The organism is uncultured Amnibacterium sp., assembly GCF_964244015.1.
Taxonomy (GTDB): domain Bacteria; phylum Actinomycetota; class Actinomycetes; order Actinomycetales; family Microbacteriaceae; genus Amnibacterium.
In genome coordinates this window covers 1-2,678 of sequence record NZ_CAXTHO010000202.1, presented here as the reverse complement: position 1 = coordinate 2,678, position 2,678 = coordinate 1, and the positions used below count along the sequence as shown (strand labels likewise).

Annotated in this window: 2 protein-coding genes and 1 pseudogene; all 3 read left to right on the top strand. The window is 73.7% G+C overall.

Features of this window, described 5'->3' with window-relative positions; all coding sequences use genetic code 11:
* Positions 1 to 53 precede the first annotated feature (53 nt).
* Positions 54 to 665: a hypothetical protein gene (locus ACFE67_RS14785; protein WP_375407630.1), complete on the top strand. Its 612-nt coding sequence runs from the start codon at positions 54 to 56 to the stop codon at positions 663 to 665.
* A complete protein-coding gene (locus ACFE67_RS14780) occupies positions 644 to 2,152 on the top strand; it encodes a LamG-like jellyroll fold domain-containing protein (protein WP_375407629.1) in 1,509 nt (502 codons plus the stop codon). The genes ACFE67_RS14785 and ACFE67_RS14780 overlap by 22 nt, the downstream gene beginning before the upstream one ends.
* Positions 2,153 to 2,352: 200 nt before the next feature.
* Positions 2,353 to 2,678, top strand: a pseudogene (locus ACFE67_RS14775) (proline--tRNA ligase); the annotation flags it as partial.

Here is a 2,678-nt window from a genome sequence, read left to right as displayed (position 1 = left end):
CGGCGCCTGCCCGTCGGAATCCGATCGAGTCCACGAATCGGTAGGCGGTGCGCATGCGAGTTCCCTCCCGTCGACTCGGCAGGGTGCTGACCCTGATCCTGATCCCGACGACGCTCATCATCACGGGAGCGCTCGTGACGACGTCGTCCTACTCCGCCTTCAGCGCGTCGACGGTCGATTCGGGCAACAGCTGGGCGGCAGGCCAGGTGACCCTCGGCGACGACGACAGCGGGACGGCGATGTTCGCCGCGTCCGGGTTGAAACCCGGCGACACCGGCGAGCGCTGCATCGCGGTGACGTCGAGCGGGACGGTGCCCTCCAGGGTGGAGCTCTACGGCACGGGGCACGCCACGACCCGGGCCCTCTCGGACTACCTCACCATCGACGTGACGCAGGGCACCGGCGGCTCGTTCGCCGGAGGGTGCACGGGCTTCAGCCCGGCGCCGAGCAACTCGGTGGTCTACTCGGGCACCCTCGCCGCGTTCGCGGCGTCGGCCACGGACTACGGCCACGGGCTGCCCGGGTCCGCCGCGTGGGCGCCGAGCGGCTCCGGCTCCGAGACCCGGGTGTTCCGGTTCGCGTACACGCTGTCCAGCTCGACGCCGAACACGGCGGAGGGGGGCACCTCGACCATCGGCTTCACATGGGAAGCCCAGAGCAGCTGACCGGGACGAGCCCGGGTCCGCCGCTGCGGTCGTCGCCCGATGCGTCCGAGTCCGCCGCCGCGGCCTGGCTGATCCTGCTGGCCGCGCTCGCCGCGCGGCTGATCCTCGCGGTCGCCCTCGGCTTCGCGTTCTGGTCGCTGCTCCCCGTCGCCCTGGGCTTCACCTCCACGGTCGTCATGTCCGACTCGATGGCGCCGCGGATCCGCGCGGGCGACGTCGTGATCAGCCGGTCGATCACCGCGCGGGAGGCGCGCATCGGCACGGTGGTGCTGGTCGACGACCCGGACTGGGCGGGGCGGATGCGGCTGCACCGGCTCGTCGCGATCGATCCGGCCGGGGATCTCGTCCTCCGCGGTGACGCCAACGGGAGCAACGACGCCGCGCGGATCACGCCGGACCATCTCCACTCCGTCGGATTCCTCCGGGTCCCGGCCGCGGGACTGCCGATCCTCTGGCTCCGCACCGGGCAGTACGGTCCGCTCGCCGCTGGCATCGCGGCGACGGCGGTGCTCCTCGCGCTCGCGCGGCTCGAGGTGCCGGAGCCGGGGGCGCCGCGACCGGGAGGCGTCCGCGGGCACCAGGTGACGGCGATGGCCCGGCGGGTTCGGCGCCTCCGCTCCACCGGGCCGCTGCTGCTCGTGGCCGCCGTCGTCGTGACCGCGGGCGCCGCCGCGCCGAGCGCGCGGGCCGCGTTCACGGACACCACGAGCACCGGCGCCGAGCAGTTCGCGACGGCGACCGGGTTCGCCTGCGCCTCCCGGAGCCTCCCGGCGGCGCTGCCGACGCCGTGGGCCTACTACGAGTACCAGTACCGGTCGCCCGCCTCCACGGAGCCGGACAGCTCCGGTTTAGGACACGAGGGCGTGTTCCACGCCGGGGCCGCGCACGCCGCCGGCACCTGCGCTCCCGGTGCGAGCGACTCGCTCACCGTCGACGGGACGGACGCCGGCTTCCTCACCGCCGGTCCGACGGTCCTGTCGCCCACGACCTTCACGATCGCCACCTGGTTCCGGACCCGATCGCCCCGCGGCAGGATCATCGGCTTCGGGTCGGAGCCGGCCTCGCCGTCCGCCTCCCTCTACTACGACCGGCACCTGTACGTCGACACGGCCGGGCGGCTCGTCTTCGGCGTGCGCACCTCGGGTTTCCCGCGTCTGTGCAGCAGCAGCGGGGCCGTCGACGACGGGGCATGGCACCACGCGGTCGCGACCTACGCGGACGGGGCCGGCATGCACCTCTACCTCGACGGGCAGCCGGCGATCGCCTGCGATCCCGACCCCGCGGGCCAGATCGGGGCCTACAACGGCTACTGGCGTCTCGGCTACGACACGCTCGACGCGGCGGCCCCGGACGGTTGGACGGACGCCGCCGCCGACTCCGCGGCGGGTCCGGGCGGCGCTTTCTCCGGAAGCCTCGACGAGACCGCGATCTGGACCGTCGCGCTGAGTCCCGCGCAGGCGTCGGCGCTGTACGGCTTCGGGCACTGATCGGAATAGCGCGCGATGGTCGGCGGTCGCTCGCGGCCCCCGAACTGGGGCGCTCGCGCGTGCCCCGGGCACCTCGCCTCCGTCTTAGCCTGGGGCTCCAGCGCGGCCCGAACGCCCGCTTCGCCCGGCCCCGATCGCCCGCCCCGACCGGGGCCGCGGCACGTCCGCCGCGGATTCTCGGCTCGGTAGGCTGCTGGACCGTGGTCACGCGCATGAGCCGGTTGTTCCTCCGTACCCTGCGTGAGGACCCGGCCGACGCCGAGTTCCGCAACCACAAGCTGCTCGTCCGCGCCGGCTACATCCGGCGCGTCGCGCCCGGCGGGTTCGCGTGGCTGCCGCTCGGACTCCGCGTCAAGGCGAAGGTCGAGGCGATCATCCGGTCGGAGATGGACGCCGCCGGTGCGCAGGAGGTCCATTTCCCCGCGCTGCTGCCCGTCGAGCCGTACAAGGTCACCGGCCGCTACGACGACTACGGCGACGACATCTTCACGCTCGAGGACCGCAAGGGCGTCGAGTACGTGCTGGC

What these genes read in the sequence shown, in the direction of transcription:
- ACFE67_RS14785 (WP_375407630.1), top strand. Translation starts at nt 54, where the DNA reads ATGCGAGTTCCCTCCCGTCGACTCGGCAGGGTGCTGACCCTGATCCTG.
- ACFE67_RS14780 (WP_375407629.1), top strand. Translation starts at nt 644, where the DNA reads ATGGGAAGCCCAGAGCAGCTGACCGGGACGAGCCCGGGTCCGCCGCTG.